This window comes from Brevundimonas lenta (genome assembly GCF_014196335.1).
GTDB classification, from domain to species: domain Bacteria; phylum Pseudomonadota; class Alphaproteobacteria; order Caulobacterales; family Caulobacteraceae; genus Brevundimonas; species Brevundimonas lenta.
Map to the genome: position 1 here is coordinate 1,043,387 of NZ_JACIDM010000002.1, position 15,126 is coordinate 1,058,512.

A 15,126-nucleotide genomic window follows, 5' to 3' on the forward strand; every position below is an offset into this window, starting at 1 on the left:
GGCGTCGGCCGATCGTAATGCTAGGGTCCCCGCGTCTTGAACGGGGGGAGCGCCATGCGTCGGTTTGGCCGGAATGTGATCCTGACTGCGGCTGTGGCCATGAGCCTCGCAGGCTGCGCCACGGCGCAGGATGCGCCTCCTGCCCCGCCCTCGCCGTTCGACGCGGTCGATCCCTTCATCGGCACCGCCGGCAAGGGCCACACCTTCCCCGGCGCCGTCGCGCCCTTCGGCATGGTTCAGCTCAGCCCGGACACCGATCACAAGCTGCTGCGCGAGGGCTACGACTGGGCCTCGGGCTACCGCTACGACGACCCGACCATCATGGGCTTCTCGCACACCCATTTCTCGGGCACCGGCCATTCCGATCTCGGCGACCTGCTGCTCGCCCCCATCTCGGGCGAGATCCGTTGGGACGCCGGCGCCGCGGACCAGCCCGGCTCGGGCTATCGCTCGCGCTATAACAAGGCCTCGGAGGTCGCCGAGCCCGGCTATTACGCCGTCAGCCTGACCGACTCCGGCGTGCGGGCCGAACTGACCGCCGGCACGCGTATCGGCCTGCATCGCTACAGCTTCCCGCGCAACGCACCGGCCCGCATCCTCCTCGACTTCCGCCCGTCCATCTACGACTACCCCGGCAAGGTGCAGTGGTCGCGCATCCGGGTGCATCCGGACGGCACCATCACCGGCTTCCGCGAAACCCGCGGCTGGGCCCCCGGCCGCCAGTTCTACTTCGCCATGCGCTTCTCCAAGCCGGTCGTCGGCTACCAGCTGCGCGACCGCGAGGAGAACGTCCCCTACCGCGGCTTCCGCCAGCCCGGCCGCGCCATGGACGACCGCGCCCAGGTCGAGGGCCGTCAGCTGGAGGCCGCGTTCGACTTCGGCCAGATCGCCGGCCCGCTGTTGGTGCAGGTCGCGATCTCCTCGGTCGACGAGGCCGGGGCCATCCGCAATCTGGAATCCGAGGGCGGCAGCTTCGACTTCGACGGCGTGCGCGCCTCGACCCGCGCCTCCTGGGAACAGGCCCTCGGCGCGGTTGAGATCGAGGCCGAGCCGGAGATGCGGACCAGCCTCTACACCGCCCTCTATCACGCCCTGATCGCGCCGTCGGTCCACGGCGACGTTGACGGTCGCTGGCGGGGTCCTGACAACGCCGTCCACGACGCGGACTTCACCGTCCACTCGACCTTCAGCCTGTGGGACACCTTCCGCGCCGAGCATCCTCTGCTGACCCTGGTCCAGCCGGACAGCCGCAACGCCGACATGATCAACTCCCTGATCGCGGCGCAGCAGGTCAGCCCCTACGGCATCCTGCCGGTCTGGTCCTTCGCGGGCCAGGAGACCTGGACCATGATCGGCTATCACGCCGTCCCGGTCATCGCCGACGCGTACCTGAAGGGCGTGCAGGGCATCGACGGCCAGGCTGCGCTCAACGCCATGCTCGCCAGCGCCACCTACCGCCCCTACGGCGGCCTGGGCGACTATATGGACCTCGGCTACGTGCCCATCGACCGCGAGCCCGAAGCCGCGTCCAAGACCGTCGAATACGCCTACGACGACTGGACCATCGCCCGCATGGCCGAGCGCCTCGGCCGCACCGACGTGCAGCAGCAGTTCGACCGCCGCGCCGGCTTCTGGAAGAACACCTTCGACGGCGAGACCGGCTTCGTCCGCGCCCGCCTGGCCGACGGCAGCTACCGCACGCCCTTCGATCCGACCGCGATCAACTATGGATCGGACTACACCGAGGGCAACGCCTGGCAGTATTCCTGGTTCGTGCCCCAGGACATGGCCGCGCTGGTCACGGCCATGGGCGGCGATCAGGCCACGGTGGCGAAGCTCGACGCCATGTTCGACTACGACAACTCGGGCCTCGACTACTCGCACGCCGAGGACATCGCCGGCCTGATCGGCCAGTACATCCACGGCAACGAGCCCAGCCACCATTCGGCCTACGCCTACGTCTTCGCCGGCGCCCCGTGGCGCACCCAGGCGCGGCTGAAGCAGATCATGGACAGCCAGTACCACTCGCGCCCCGACGGGCTGGCGGGCAATGACGACGTCGGCCAGACGTCGGCCTGGCTGATGTTCACGGCCATGGGCTTCTATCCGGTCACGCCGGGCTCGGGTCAGTACGTCATCGGCCGCCCCTTCACCGACCGCACCACCCTGAACCTGCCCAACGGCAAGCGCTTCGTCATCTCGACCGAGGGCCTGTCGGACGGGAATCCCTACGTCCAGTCCGTCACCCTCAACGGCCAGCCCCTGACCCGCACCTGGATCGGCCACGCCGAGATCCAGGCCGGCGGCGAACTCCACTTCGTCATGGGCGCAGAGCCGAACCTGATCTGGGGGACCACGGCGCCGGAGCGGCCTTATGCGATGAGCGCCTACGGACAGTGATCGTCGGGGTCGGCGACGCGGTCCCGGCTAGGTAACGCACGCCTTCGGTTCGAACTGACGCAGCACGATGAGGAATTCGTCCTCGCTTCCCGCCAGCCAGAGCGAGATGAAGTCGCACTGGCCATCATCGCGCGGCGACTGAAATATCCTCATCTCGCTCGTCTCGGCGACCACCTTCCAGGTGGCGTCGAGGAGGTTGAAATAGGGGGTTATCCCTCCAGATCGGGGCAGGAAGACGCACTGCGCATGCTCGGCCGGTCGCGAGCCCCGGCAGGTCGGGTCCACGATCGCCCCCTCGATCGCAGGCGTTTCAAGCGTCCACGGAACGGAAACCGCGTCCGACTGCGGCGCTGAGACGAGCGACGCAACCGCCATGGACGTCAGGATCAAGCTCACCGGAACCCCCGCAGCACATTCGCTTCCGTGCTCAGCACCAGCCTGTTCAGGTCCACCCGCTTCGGCTCGGCGAACATCAGGTAGTAGTATTTCATCTGCTCGGACCACCAGTAGCCGGGGCAGTTGTCCCCCTGCGCCATCGGCCGCGTCGTGATGTCGGACAGCGCGGTGAAGCCGTAGGCCGCCTTCGAGCTTTCCTTCATGTTGCGCCAGTGGATCGCCGTCAGGGCGCGATAGCGCTCGTCCCGGTCGCCCAGCCACAGGTTCAGGCAGGCGTCGGCGAACTCCGGCCGCAGCCCCGTGCGTTTCGTGCGCGGCAGGCGTGTGGTCACGTCGGTCGACTCCGGGATGATCCCGTACGTCGCCTGCATCTCCGTATAGGTGGCCAGGAAGTCGTCGCCCTCGGCCTTCAGCCCGACCTGCCCCAGAAGCCCGGCCAGATAGCCGCCCAGCACCGTCTGCGACGTCCCCGTCACCGCGCCGGTCTCATAGTCCACCATCGGGAACCACAGGCGGCCGTCGTAGCGCTTGCCCTGGTGGGCGACCATCGCGGCCAGGCATTCCTCGGCCCAGCGCTTCATGTCCTGGTCGCCGAACAGCTCCCAGGCGTCCCACAGGTATTCGTAGAAACTGTCCGCGTAGACGTCGATCGAGGCGTTGCGGCTGGTGAACTGCCCCGTCTCCGCATGGATGTTCGCCGCCATCAGACCGAGGTCGGAGCGCATATCCAACGCGTGCTTCATCGCCCGCTTGGCCGCCGCATAGTAGCGGTCGTCGCCCGTCAGCTGGCCCAGCAGCCCGAACTCGGTCGCATAGGTGCCGATCTCGGCCAGATTGGTCTCCGGATCGCGCACCGCCCCGGTCTTCAGGTTCACATAGCGATACGGCAGGCCGTGCGGCGAGGCGTCGAACGCCTTCATCAGCCGGTCCGCCAGGTCCTTGGCCTTCGCCAGCAGCAAGGGATCGCCGCTCGCCAGGTGCGCGGACAGCAGCCCCCCGACCAGACGGATGTTGGTCTCGAACACCTGCGAATAGCCGTCGATGTCGAAGTCCAGGTTCGCCTTCACCCAGTCGACCCCGGCCTGGAACTCCTCGTCCAGTTCCATGATCCACAGCGTGTCCAGCGCCTCGACCAGCGACAGCCCGAGGTCCTGCCCCTCGATGAAGAACGACTGCGCCGTTCCGCTGACCGGATTGATCTCGTCCTTGCCCCACGCCTTGTCGACGTACTGGTCCCAGGCCCATTTGAACTGGGCCTTCACGTCGGCGCCCAGCGCGCTCCAGTCCTCGGACTGCGCCATGGCGGGCAGGCCGGTCAGGCCGGCGAGGGTGGAACCGCCCAGCAGGGCGAGGGCGTGACGGCGGTGAAGGGATCGGATCATGGCGTCACCGTATCCCGGCGAGGCCGTACCGCAACAGCCAGGCTGGCTTCAGCCGCTCTTGGCCGCCAGCCGGGGACCTGTCAGCCACGGGGGCTCGGGCATGGCGCGCCGCGCCTTGGCCTGGACCTGGGTCCACTGTTCGTGCAGATCCTTGAAATACGGATCGTTTTCCTCGATCCGCCGCTGTTCGCCGACCAGCTGGTCGCGCCGCACCGTCAGCATGTCGAAGGGCGCTCCGACGCCGACATTCGAGCGCATCGTGGTCGAGAACGAGATCAGGCCCAGCTTCACCGCCTCGGCGAGGGTGGAATCAAAGCTCAGGCCGCTTTCGAGGATCGGCTTGCCGAACTTCAGCTCGCCGATCTGCAGATAGGGGGTGTCGCCGCCGCACTCGATGAAATTGCCCTGGCTGTAGACCAGGTACAGCGCCATCTCGCCGCCGGCGATCTGCCCGCCCACCAGCATCGAGGCGGCCGTATTCAGACTGTCTGCCTGCAGGCCCGGCGCGATCGACATGCGTACGCTGCGCAGCGCATGACCTAGCAACTGGGCGCAACGGAACATGCTCGGCGCCGTCTCCAGCGTCTCGGCGGGTTCGCCGACGTTCAGGTGCACTCCCTCCCTGGCCATCGCCAGCGCCGTCTGGGTCACCGACAGATTGCCCGCGGTGCAGACGCCGATCACGCGCTCTCCGGGCATGTCGACGATGTGCAGCTTGCGATACGACGAGATGTTGTCGACGCCCGCGTTCGTCCGGGTGTCGGCGATCATCGCCAACCCCTCTTCCACCAGCATGCCTACGCAATAGGTCATCTGGCGCCCCGCCTCGGATGCACCGCGATCATGGCTGCAGAGAGTAACAGATTCCCGCGACCACCAATGCCTTGATCACGCCTGTTGCTGGCTTTGTTGCATGTCGGCATCACGCACGCTGAGCCTCACCGCCAGTCGTTCGCCGCCGCCGCCGTAGCTGGCCCCGCGAACCGGGGCGGCGCCCAGATAATCCAGACCAGTCGCCACCCGCACATAGCGCTCGGTCGGGCAGACCCCGTTGGCCGGATCGAAACCGACCCAGCCCAGATCGTCGATCCACGCCTCGGCCCAGGCGTGGGCGGCGTCCTGATCGTCGCGATCGCTGCGCAGCAGGTGGCCGGACACATAACGCGCTGGGACGCCCATCTGTCGCGCGCAGGCGATGAAAACGTGGGCGTGGTCCTGACAGACCCCCCGCCCCAGCGCCAGGACCTCGGCCGCCGTGTGCGTCGGCGTGGTTACCCCGACCTCGAACGCCACCGAGCCGTGGATCGCCGCCATCAGCCGGTGCATCCGCTCCAGCGCCGGATGCGCCGAGAACTCGGACGCAAAGACCGAGATCAACTGATCCCGCTGGGTCAGCGGCGTGTCGCGGAGGAAGACCAGCGGCGACAGCGTCTCCTGGTCCTGCGGCACGACCCCGGCCGTGTCGGTGGTGACGACCTCGCCGGACACCCGCACCGTCAGGCTCTGCGTCGGCTGCTCGGTGTACAGCGCGTGCACGATGTTGCCGAAGGCGTCCTCGCTCCGTCTCAGGCGGGCGTCGACATTGGTCTCGATCCGCCAGTCGCGCACGGTCTGCGCCTCGCTGGAGCGCGGCGTCAGACGCAGCGTCTGGATGATGAACCGCGCGGCGCGGTCGTAGGCGTAGGTCGTCGAGTGATCGATGCGGATGCGCATGTCAGCTCAGATACTGGTCGTGAATGGCCATGCCCAGCTGCCCGTTCTCGGCCAGAAACTCCTGGATGTACTCGTGCAGCCCGGCCTGGAAGATCGACTCGATGCGCGAGTTGTCGAACGCCCGCATCCGCTCCGCCGCCAGCCGCTGCGCCGGTCCGCGTCGGCCATAGTCGTTGGCCAGCCGCTCCAGATACCGCACGATAGACGCCTGACAGCTGGCCAGCGACCGCGGCATCTGCCGGTTCAGCACCAGCAGGTCCGCCACCAGCCACGGCTTGACCGAGTCCCGGTACACCCAGCGATACGCCGTCAGCGCCGACACCTCACGCAACAGGGTGGTCCACTGGAAATAGTCCAGCTGCCCGCCCACCCGTTCGCCCTCGGGCAGCAGCAGGTGGTATTTCACGTCCAGCAGGCGCGCCGTGTTGTCGGCCCGCTCGATCGCCGCGCCAAGACGCAGGAAATAGTAGGCGTCGTTGCGCAGCATGGTCCGCGACGTCGCGCCCTCGACCGCCAGCGTCGTCGTCTTCACCCACTCAAGGAACCGCACGAAGTCGTCCCGCCGCGTCGGCTGCCCCTGCTCGGCCAGGCCGTTCCAGGCCCCGTTCAGCGCCTCCCACAGCTCAATGGTCAGGGCCGTCCGCACCGACCGCGCATTGGTCCGCGCCCGGGTGATGCAGGCCGAGATCGACGACGGATTGTCCGGCGTGAACGCCAGATATTCCCGCACCGACTTCTCGGTCGGGGCCCGGCCCAGGGCCTTGGGTGCGCCGGCCGAGGCCAGGGCGCTGGCCCATACCGTCTCGGCGTCGCCGTCGCCCCGCGTCGGAATGGCTGCCAGCCTCAGCGTCGCCTCCAGAATGCGCGCGAGGAAGTCCGCCCGCTCGATATAGCGGCCGGTCCAGTACAGGCTGTCTGCGGTTCTTGAGAGCATCAGACGTCCAGCACCCAGGTGTCCTTGGTTCCGCCGCCCTGGCTGGAGTTCACCACCAGAGAGCCGGGCTTCAGCGCCACCCGCGTCAGCCCGCCCGGCGCCACGCGCACGCCGTCCGGGCTCGACAGCACGAACGGCCGCAGGTCGACGTGACGGCCCGCCAGCTCGCCCTTGTCCAGGGTCGGCGCGGTCGACAGGTCCAGGGTCGGCTGGGCGATGAACTCGCCGGGGTCGGCGATCAGCTTCTTCCGGAACGCCTCGATCTCGGCCTTCGTGGATGCCGGCCCGACCAGCATGCCGTAGCCGCCCGAACCGCCGACTTCCTTGACGACCAGGTCGCCCAGGTTGGCCAGCACATATTTCAGCGCCTCGGGCTCGCGGCAACGCCACGTCGGCACGTTCTTCAGAATGGGCTCCTCGCCCGTGAAGAAGCGGATGATGTCCGGCATATAGGTGTAGACCGCCTTGTCGTCGGCCACGCCGGTGCCGACGGCGTTGGCCAGGGTCACCGTCCCCTCCTGATAGGCCGTCATCAGCCCCGGCACGCCCAGCGCCGAGTCCGGCCGGAAGGTCAGCGGATCCAGGAAGTCGTCGTCGATCCGGCGATAGACCACGTCCACCCGCTGGCGCCCCTGCGTCGTGCGCATGAACACCTTGCCGTCGTCGACGAACAGGTCGGGCCCCTCGACCAGCTCGACCCCCAGTTTGTCGGCCAGGAACGAGTGTTCGTAGTAGGCCGAGTTGAACGGCCCCGGCGTCAGCACCACGATCGTCGGATCGTTGCCCGCCGCTTCCGGCGCGCAGGCCCGCAAGCTGGCCAGCAGCATGTCCGCATAGGTCTCGACCGGCCGCACCGGATAGTCGGCGAACAGGTCGGGGAACAACCGCATCATCATCTCGCGGTTCTCCAGCATATAGCTGACCCCGCTGGGCGTGCGGCAGTTGTCCTCCAGCACGAAGAAGCCGTCCTCCCCGGTGCGCACCAGGTCAACGCCGGCGATATGCACCCACACCCCGCGCGGCGGCCGCCGGCCCTGCATCTCGGGCGCATAGTGCGGATTGGTCAGGACCAGCTCCGACGGCACGATCCCGGCCTTCAGACACTCCTGCGCGCCGTAAACATCACCCAGGAAGGCGTTGATCGCATTGACCCTCTGGATCAGCCCGGCCTCCAGACCGGCCCATTCCGCCGCGCCGATAATGCGCGGCACCACGTCGAACGGGATCAGCCGCTCGCTCGATTCCGCCTCGCCATAGACGGCGAAGGTCACGCCCATGCGTCGGAAGAACAGCTCCGCCTGGCGCGAGCGCGCCTGCAGCAAACCCTCGGGCGCGTCCGCCAGCCAGCGCGCAAGTCCGCGATAGCTGTCGCGGACGTCGCCGCCGTAACCGGACATTTCGTCGAAGGCCATGCCGTTCCCGATGCGATTGATATTGCAGGGTGGCCCTTCGGGCGACACCGGCGCAACAGGAATGTCCCGCTACGGCGAAGGTTCACCGCCGTCCGCCGTCAGATGCCGCCCCTCACTGCCCGCCCGACGCCGTCTCCCGCGCCGGCGCGTTCTTCACATACTGATCCAGCCAGCGGGTCATCTCCCACAGGGTGTGCCCGACGGACTCCCGCGCGCGATAGCCGTGCGCCTCCAGCGGCAGCACGACATAGCGCACTGTCGCCCCCTGCCCCTTCAGCGCGGCGTAGAACCGCTCCGACTGCACCGGGAAGGTGCCCGAGTTGTCGTCCGCCTCGCCGTGGATCAGCAGGATCGGCTCGTTGACCCGGTTGGCGTAGGTGAAGGGCGACATCTCCGTATAGGTGTCGGTCGCCTCCCAGTAGGTCCGCTGCTCGGCCTGGAAGCCGAACGGCGTCAGGGTGCGGTTATAGGCGCCCGAACGCGCGATGCCGGTGCGGAACAGGTCGGTGTGGGCCAGCAGGTTCGCGGTCATGAAGGCGCCGTAGCTGTGCCCGCCGACCGCGATCCGGTCGCGGTCCGCCACCCCCATCCCGACCACCGCATCGACCGCCGCCTGGGCGCTGGCCGTCAGCTGGGCGATATAGGTGTCGTTCGGCTCGGCCCCGTCCTTGCCGATGATCGGCATCGACGGGTCGTCCAGCACCGCATAGCCCTGGGTCAGCAGGAACAGATGGCTCGATCCGCCCGGCCGCACGAAACGGTTGGCGGTGTCCACCACCTGCCCGGCCACGGCGGCGTCGGTGAACTCGGCCGGATAGGCCCACATCACCAGCGGCAGCGGACCGTCCCGATCCTTGTCGTAGCCCGCCGGCAGATACAGCGTCCCCGACAGCTGCACCCCGTCGTTGCGCGTGTAGGTGATCAGCTGGCGCGTCACCCCGGCCAGCTGCGGCGCCGGGTCCGGGAACTGCGTCAGCGCATCCGGCGCCGCCGCGTCCAGATTGCGGACATACAGGTTCGGCGGATCGTTCCGCGTCTCGCGGCGCGTCACCAGCCGCCGCGCGCCGTCGTCCAGCACGCCCACGATGCTCTCGTAGTCGCCGCTCGCCGAGGTCCACAGCCGTTCGGAACGGCCATCCGCCAGGTCCATCGCGGCCAGGAACGGATACTCGCCCTCGCGCGTCGCGCCGGCCCCGGTCATCAGCACCCGGCCGTCCGCATCGAACTGCGCCACGGGGAAGCCCGCCGCGTTCGGCTCGGTGATCGGGAAGCCCGGATCGTTGTACCGGTCCTGGTAATTCCGCTCCAGCAGCACCCGCCCCGCGCCCGGGTTCGACGGATCGACAACGTAACGCGTCTCGTGGCGCGTATTGAACCAGCGGCTGGTCACCAGGGCGGTGTCCGCATCGCCCCAGGTCACGCCGCCGTAGCGCTCCTTCAGATCCACCAGCGCGACCGGCTGGCCGTTGAACGGCGCCGCCAGGGTGAAGACCCGGTCCCGCACCTCGGCCGCGGTGCGCGGATCGCCGCCGTCCTGGGCCTCGGTCCATACCAGGGTCGAGGGCGCATCCGCCCGCCACTGCACCGAGCGCGGTCCCGGCGCCACCGCGTCGAACGGCGTCGGGATATCGTCCCGCAGCGGCAGGTCGGCGACCTGGTGCACCAGCCGTCCCTGCAGGTCGATGACGTTGATCTCGGACGGGAACAGCGACGCCGGCACCACATAGCTGTAGGGCTTCTTCACCGTCGTAGTCAGCACATGCCGCCCGTCCGGCGACACGCCCGCGCCCAGATAGACCGCCGGTCGGCCCAGCGCCCTCGCCCGCCCGTTCAGCGGCACGAACGTCAACTGTGACGTGAAATAGTGATCGAACAGGGCCTCGTCGCCCGCGTCGCCCAGCAGGTCCTGATAGGTCCGCACGGGCGCCGACCGGCCCATGCTCTCGGCCACGATCGGTCCCGCCGGCGGCCGCGTCACGTCCGGCGCCGCGCCCCGGCCTTCCGGCGTCATCCGCACCACCAGTCCGGCGCTGTCGGGCGCCCAGTCGAACGCCCCGCCGGCCGTCGCGTTGACCCGCGCGTCGGTCAGCTTGCGCGCACGCCCGCTGGCCACGTCGACCACCCACAGCTCCAGACCGGTCGGCGCGTCCATCAGCAACGCCACCGACTTCCCGTCCGGCGACCAGGCCGGCGACATGAAGCGCGCATTGGCCGGCAGTTGCACCGCCCTCGCCGGCCCGCCCGCCACCGGCTGGAAACTCAGGCCTGTCAGCCAGCTGACGCGGCTGTTGGCCGGCCCGTTGTTGCGCGGATTGATGCGATAGCCGCCCAGCCGCAGCATCGGCTCGGCCAGTTCGGCGATCGGCGGCAGATTGGCGCGGTCGTACAGCGCCAGGGTCGCGCGGTCGGGCGACAGGCTGACTGACGGCGTAGGCTTCGTATCCAGAATGTCCGCGATCGGGGCCGGCGGCTGCTGATAGGCCAGCGGATTCTGCGCCAGCGCCGGGCCCGACAGGGCGGCCAGCAGAACGAACGCGGGCAGGGCCCGACCGAGCAGACGATGACGCATGAACACTATCCCAGACCCCGCCGGGCGGCGGCGGGCGCACGCTAGGGGGCGGCGTCCGCTCCGGTCAAGGTTGGCTCCTGCCCGACGAACCGCGCCGCCTGGGCCGACTTCCACGCCTCGCGCACGCCTTGCCGCGGCTTGTCGACGCCGAACACCGCCAGCTGGTCGGACCAAACCTGCGACAACGCCTGCACCGTCTCGGGCACCCAGCCCGGCGGCTGCTGCCGCGACCAGTTCAGCGGCGATACGGCGTTGAAGATCAGCAGGAACACCGTCGTCACCACGATCGTCCGGCTGGTCCAGCGCTGATCCCGCGCGGCCACGCCCTCGTCGTCCAGCGGCGGCGCCGGCGGAAAGGCGTAGCGCCCCAGCGCCACCAGCGCGTTCTCGCGCGTCGGCAGATCGTGGGCGTTCGCCGTCTCCATCCAGTCGCTGGGCGGATCGACCGGCCCGCCCATCGTCACGCCCGGCGGCAGGGTCTCGCCCAGCGGCGGGAACGGCGATTCCGGCCGGTGCGTCGGGAACGGCCCCAGCGGCGGTTCGTGATCGTTCCTGTCGTCGGTCATCACTGCTCCAACGTTCTAGAACTGGAAATAGATGAAGGGCGCCACGCCGTCCGGGCGCACCGCCTCGACCAGCAGGATGGCGATCCCGATCAGCACGCCCAGGGTGATCGACGGCGCCGTCTTCAGCCGCTCGGCCAGCCCCTCGACCGCGCGCGGCGGCAGCCAGTGCATGGCCAGCCCGCCCACGATCAGCGTCAGCAGCAGCGGCGTCAGCACCTCGACCGGCCCCATCCGGCCCAGCCCCTCCAGCATGGCCATGGCCAGCTCGAAACTCTCGGCCCGGAACAGCACCCAGCCCAGGCAGACGATGTGGAAGGTGATCAGCACGCCCAGGAAGGTCGGGATCACCTGCCGGCCGCCGAAGATCGACCGCCCCACCCGCTCGACCACCTGCGCCCCGCCGTGCAGCGCGCCCCACGCCAGGAAGGTCCACGCCGCCCCGTGCCACAGGCCGCCCAGCACCATGGTGATGAACACGTTCACGCAGCTCGAGACCAGGCCCTTACGACCCCCGCCCAGCGGCACGTACAGATAGTCGCGCAGCCAGCTGGACAGGCTGATGTGCCAGCGCCGCCAGAACTGCTGCATCGAACTGGCCCGGTACGGCTGGTCGAAGTTGCGCGGGAAGGAATAGCCGAGCAGCGCGGCGATCCCGATCGCCATGTCCGAATAGGCCGAGAAGTCGCAGTAAATCTGGATCGCATAGCCGTAGATGGCCGCCGCGACGTCGATCGCGCTATGCGCCGACGGATCGAAGAACACCGGATCGACAAGGTGCACCGACAGCTCGGATGCGATCACCGTCTTCTTGAACAGGCCCCAGACGATCAGCAGCATTCCGTGCGTCGCCATCTCGCGGCTCAGGCGCGGCGACCGGTCGAACTGCGGCAGCAGGTCCGACGCCCGCACGATGGGTCCCGCCACCAGGTGCGGGAAGAAGCTCATCAACAGCATGACGTCGAGCAGGCTCTTCGCCGGCGGCGTCTTCCCGCGATGCACGTCGACGACGTAGCTGATGCCCTGGAAGGTGAAGAACGAAATCCCCACCGGCAGCACCACCTGCAACAGCGGCAGATCCCGCTCCCAGCCGAACCGGGCCAGCAGATCGCCCGCCTGCTCGATGAAGAAGCCGTAGTATTTGAAGAAGCCGAGGATCAGCAGGTTTGCGGCCACGCCCAGACCCACCAGCCAGACCCGCTTGGTCTCGGGCCGGCGCGCGATCAGCGCCGCGATGGCCCAGTTCAGCACAGCCGACAGGATCAGCAGGCCAACGAACCGCCAGTCCCACTGGGCGTAGAAGAACCAGCTGGCCAGCAGCAGGAACACCTTGCGCCGCCCGTTCTCGCGATCCAGCGACCAGGCGGTGAAATAGACGAACAGGAAGAAGACGCCGAAGGCGAGCGTGGGGAACAGCATCTAGTCGACGCTCCCCCGTTCAGCCTTCCAGCGGTCGTAGGCGGCCATCAGGTCGCCCGCCAGGGTGCCGCCGATCCAGTTGGCCCCCGCGCTCGTGAAATGGACCCGGTCGCCGCGCATGTAGGGCTCGGCCCCCAGCGCCAGACGATCGGCCGAACAGTCTCCCCCCATTCGTCCGTGCCAGTCCCAGAACGCCACATCCAGATCGGCGGCGACCTTGCGCTGCACGTCCCGGACCACCGCCAGCGACGGCGGCGGCGCCCGAACGCCATCGGCGCTGCAGCCGTTCGTCGCTCCGCTGCGCAGCGCATCCGGCGCGCCCAGGATCAGCAGGGACGCCCGCGGCGCCAGCCGCCGCATCCGCTCGATCTGGCCGCGCAGCAAGGCCTCATAGGCCGCCGCATCCAGATCGTCCTCGAACCCCTCGTTCGTCCCGAACGCCAGTACCAGCAGCGTCGGCCGCCAGGCCGCCAGCTCCGCCTCGACCACCGTCTCGTCACGCGCCGCCAGATCGCGCAGGGTCGCGCTGACCACGCCGAGATTGGACAGGATCACGCCCGGCCCGTCGCCCTGCAGCATGACGCTGTAGGCAAGGGCGTTCGCGCCCTTCGGCCTCAGTTCGACCGGCCCGGCGGCCGACACCCTGAGCGTCCAGCACAGCGGACCTGACTCCGGCTGGGTCAGGTCGACCGGCAGCCGCCGATCGCCGATCGCCACATCGAACCCGGTCGACGCCGGGCCCGCCCGCCCGCACACCTGCAGCACCGAGGGCGAGGCGCCGGGATCCGGCAGAATCCGCAGGAGCGGCGCGGGGCCGTAGGTCGGCGGCGACACCCCGGCCAGCCCGACATCGACCGCCTGCAGGGCCGAGCGTCCCGCCACCGGCGCCGTCGCCGTCCGCCAGTCCTGGACCTCCACCAGCACCTGCATCGGCGCATAGCCGCCGTAGGGCACGCCGACCGGCAGCACCCCTCGCCCCGCGGCGCCGAAGCGTCGCTGCAGCACCGCGCGCGTCGCGCCGGTGATGCGGTCGCCGGCGGTGTGGCTGTCCCCGATCTGGACGATGTGCACCGGAGCGGTCCGCTCTCCCGCCTCGGTCGCCGCCAGAGCCGCAAAGAGACCGGTCAGCGCCTCCGGCTGGCACAGGCCGCCCGCACACACGCCCGCGCCCGGCTCACGCTCAGGCATGGCGACATAGGAGGTCTGGGCCGCGGCGGGCGCCGCGCAAACAAGGCTGGCGATCAGCGCCGCAAGCGCCGCTCTCACGATCAGGCCGCGGGCGAAGCAGTCGGCGCGGACGCCGCATCGACCAGCCCGGCGTCGTGCTTCAGCCGCTCCGCCACCGGGGCGCTGATCCGCAGATAGCCGGCCATCGACATATGGATCCCGTCATTGGCCCGCATCAGGGTGCGGCGGCCGCTGTCGTTGGGCAGATAGGCCTCGTACTCGCCGTCGCCGTTCGACGTCGCTGACAGCGTCTCGATATAGGGCACGCCCAGCGCCTTCATCCGCGCCTCGACGACCTCGTTGATCAGGCCGATCCGCGCGTCGAACCGTTCGCCCTTCATCCGCGGCAGGCCGACCCAGTAGACCGCCACATCGCGGCTGCGCAGCAGGGTAACCAGATCGTCGACCCGCTTCGCATAGGCGGCCCGCCAGCCGTCCGTACCGAAGGCGTGGACCGTGCCGTCCAGCTCGATCCCCTGGGCGTCATTGGTGCCGAACAGGATCACCGCGACATCCACCGGCTGCTCGGCCAGTTGCTGCGCGGTCCGCGTCTGGATGTTCACATAGTCGTAGCGGCTCAGGCCGGTCGAAACCTGCGAGAATTTGCTCACCGACACCTTCGGCTGGTCGCGCAGGTCGCGGTACAGGCCGGCGTACAGGCCGTCCGCCATCGAATCCCCGAACACCCCGATGCGCAGCTGTCCCTGGGCCAGACGGTCCGGCAGCGGCGTCACCGCCACACGCACTGCAGGCGCGACGACCGGCGCAACCGGCGGAGCGGCCGGAACCGGCGTCGCGGGCGAGGCCTCGGCGCGGTCGCCCAGCAGCAGGGTCGGCTGTCGCATCCACGCGCGCCCGTCCGGCGTCAGCGCCAGTCCGGCGATGACCCCGACCACAAAGGCCGCCGTCAATGCGTTGATGCCAGCTCGCAAACCTGTCCCCCGACACGGCCAAGGTTATATCCGGCCAAGCTTTTACCCTATTGGGCGACCAGCGCTACCGTTCGCCCGCGTGGCGCGAAGAAAAAGGTTAACCCGACTGGCTGCTACGACCGATCCTGACGCAGGCGCGTGACAGGATGCACTATGGGCCGGTCTCTGCTCGTCGGAAC

General features: G+C 69.0%; 12 protein-coding genes. 1 reads left to right on the forward strand and 11 read right to left on the reverse strand.

All coding sequences use genetic code 11. The features are described from left to right. Nucleotides 1-54 precede the first annotated feature (54 nt). Complete coding sequence (locus tag GGR12_RS12530) at nucleotides 55-2,400, forward strand: GH92 family glycosyl hydrolase (RefSeq protein WP_183204716.1); 2,346 nt, start codon at nucleotides 55-57, stop codon at nucleotides 2,398-2,400. A 27-nt stretch (nucleotides 2,401-2,427) separates the two neighbouring features. On the opposite strand, the gene GGR12_RS12535 is transcribed toward GGR12_RS12530, so the two are convergent. The 11 genes from GGR12_RS12535 to GGR12_RS12585 all read right to left on the reverse strand — a co-directional run bounded on the left by GGR12_RS12535 (nucleotide 2,428) and on the right by GGR12_RS12585 (nucleotide 14,947). Continuing rightward, the gene (locus GGR12_RS12535) at nucleotides 2,428-2,796 is read right to left on the reverse strand and encodes a hypothetical protein (RefSeq protein ID WP_183204717.1); all 369 of its coding nucleotides are present in this window, start codon (nucleotides 2,794-2,796) and stop codon (nucleotides 2,428-2,430) included. Further along, the gene (locus GGR12_RS12540) at nucleotides 2,793-4,178 is read right to left on the reverse strand and encodes a glycoside hydrolase family 47 protein (protein WP_183204718.1); all 1,386 of its coding nucleotides are present in this window, start codon (nucleotides 4,176-4,178) and stop codon (nucleotides 2,793-2,795) included. Before GGR12_RS12540 ends, GGR12_RS12535 begins: the two co-directional genes overlap by 4 nt. Before the next feature lie 48 nt (nucleotides 4,179-4,226). After that, nucleotides 4,227-4,991: a proteasome-type protease gene (locus tag GGR12_RS12545; protein WP_183204719.1), complete on the reverse strand. Its 765-nt coding sequence runs from the start codon at nucleotides 4,989-4,991 to the stop codon at nucleotides 4,227-4,229. A 75-nt stretch (nucleotides 4,992-5,066) separates the two neighbouring features. After that, a complete protein-coding gene (locus GGR12_RS12550) occupies nucleotides 5,067-5,891 on the reverse strand; it encodes a transglutaminase family protein (protein ID WP_183204720.1) in 825 nt (274 codons plus the stop codon). A gap of 1 nt (nucleotide 5,892) precedes the next feature. Further along, on the reverse strand, nucleotides 5,893-6,825 hold the full coding sequence (locus tag GGR12_RS12555; protein WP_183204721.1) for an alpha-E domain-containing protein: 933 nt from the start codon (nucleotides 6,823-6,825) through the stop codon (nucleotides 5,893-5,895). Beyond that, nucleotides 6,825-8,237: a circularly permuted type 2 ATP-grasp protein gene (locus GGR12_RS12560; RefSeq protein ID WP_183204722.1), complete on the reverse strand. Its 1,413-nt coding sequence runs from the start codon at nucleotides 8,235-8,237 to the stop codon at nucleotides 6,825-6,827. Before GGR12_RS12560 ends, GGR12_RS12555 begins: the two co-directional genes overlap by 1 nt. A 112-nt stretch (nucleotides 8,238-8,349) precedes the next feature. Beyond that, complete coding sequence (locus GGR12_RS12565) at nucleotides 8,350-10,806, reverse strand: alpha/beta hydrolase family protein (RefSeq protein ID WP_183204723.1); 2,457 nt, start codon at nucleotides 10,804-10,806, stop codon at nucleotides 8,350-8,352. Between the two features lie 41 nt (nucleotides 10,807-10,847). After that, nucleotides 10,848-11,372 (reverse strand): hypothetical protein, encoded by a 525-nt coding sequence (locus tag GGR12_RS12570; protein ID WP_183204724.1) that lies wholly within the window; start codon nucleotides 11,370-11,372, stop codon nucleotides 10,848-10,850. A 15-nt stretch (nucleotides 11,373-11,387) separates the two neighbouring features. After that, nucleotides 11,388-12,788, reverse strand: coding sequence for an MBOAT family O-acyltransferase (locus tag GGR12_RS12575; RefSeq protein WP_183204725.1), 1,401 nt, complete (start codon nucleotides 12,786-12,788; stop codon nucleotides 11,388-11,390). Next, entirely contained in the window at nucleotides 12,789-14,054 is a 1,266-nt protein-coding gene (locus tag GGR12_RS16860; RefSeq protein WP_183204726.1) for a GDSL-type esterase/lipase family protein, read from the reverse strand. It lies immediately after the preceding gene. Between the two features lie 2 nt (nucleotides 14,055-14,056). Beyond that, nucleotides 14,057-14,947, reverse strand: a complete 891-nt coding sequence (locus GGR12_RS12585) for an SGNH/GDSL hydrolase family protein (RefSeq protein ID WP_183204727.1) — start codon at nucleotides 14,945-14,947, stop codon at nucleotides 14,057-14,059. Nucleotides 14,948-15,126: the final 179 nt, after the last annotated feature.